A 1,179-nucleotide genomic window follows, 5' to 3' on the forward strand; every position below is an offset into this window, starting at 1 on the left:
GCTCATTCCCGTGCCCGCCATGCTGAGCATGGCGCAGGACATGGCCCAGGCCCTGGCGCACCTGCACCAGCGCGGCGTGATGCACGGCGACTTCTATGCCCACAACATCCTGTGGAACCCCAACACCGGCCAAGCCCTGCTGAGTGACTTTGGCGCCGGGACCCTACTGCCGATGGACCAGCCCGCGCTGAGCCGCGCGCTGCAGGCGTTGGAGGTGCGGGCCTTTGGTTACCTGCTGGAGGAGTTGGTGGCGCATGCTGGGGTGCCCGATGTAGCAGATGCTGGCAGGTTGGCAGCAGTGAACACGCTGGCAAGGGCCTGCCTGCATACCAAACCTGCAGAACGGCCGGTGATGGCGGATGTGAGGGACAGATTCGCTGGCCTATAAAGTATTGAGGACTTTCGGCTGTTTGAATATGCTACTAATATGATAGCTAAATCGGTATATTTCACTGGGGCTGCGGGCGCGTTTTTCTTTCATGGTCGCAGATTACAGAGGCCCTTGGCGTGTCCAAGCAGGCGGCCCACAAGCGGCTGTCCGGTATCTTCCCCAAATCGCCGTCATCCTCTTCTAAGGAGTTCCCCATGTTTGAAACCATCAAGCAACGTTTTCGAGACATGAGCACCATCAAAACCCTGTGCCTGGCCGCCGAGAAACATGCCAATAGTGATGGCCAGAAGGAACCTGGCGCAGAACACTTTGTGCTGGCTGCGCTGGAGTCTCCCGACGGTACGGCGCGCAAGGCGTTTGCGCACACTGGGGTGGACCCCAGCGGCTTCCGTGCGGCAATCGCCCAGCAGCGTGCAGATGCGCTGAAGGCTGTTGGCATCGACGTGGCGCCCGGCGTGGGCGAAGCCACAGTTGCCGTGCCGCCTGGCAAAGGCGTTTACCATGCGCATGCCTCGGCCCAAACCATGATGCAACAGCTGGCCAGCCAGCAAAAATCCAATGCCGGTGCGCCCTTGTTAAGCGCCCACGTGTTGGTCGCCGTTGCCGCCGCCCAGCACGGTGTGGCCGTGCGTGCGCTCAAGGCGATGGGGGCTGACCCACAGGCGCTGGCCGATGCCGCCATGGTGGAAATCAGCGCAGCGACCGTGTACGAAGTATGACGCGTAGCCCCACGTTCATCCTTGCGAGCCCGGTTGCGCACAGGGATGCACTCCTTCGTCTCAATCTGG

At 61.5% G+C, this 1,179-nt stretch carries 2 protein-coding genes; both read left to right on the top strand.

Translation table 11 applies throughout. The features are described from left to right. On the top strand, window positions 1–388 hold a 388-nt coding region (locus tag AC097P_RS24405; protein WP_479613002.1), incomplete at its 5' end, for a protein kinase domain-containing protein. 197 nt (window positions 389–585) lie between these two features. After that, on the top strand, window positions 586–1,110 hold the full coding sequence (locus tag AC097P_RS24410) for a Clp protease N-terminal domain-containing protein (RefSeq protein ID WP_479613003.1): 525 nt from the start codon (window positions 586–588) through the stop codon (window positions 1,108–1,110). Window positions 1,111–1,179: the final 69 nt, after the last annotated feature.

The organism is Rhodoferax sp. ZS1R8 (genome assembly GCF_056521325.1).

Excerpts from the sequence above, each read along its gene's own strand:
- AC097P_RS24410 (WP_479613003.1), top strand. The coding sequence starts at position 586 with ATGTTTGAAACCATCAAGCAACGTTTTCGAGACATGAGCACCATCAAA.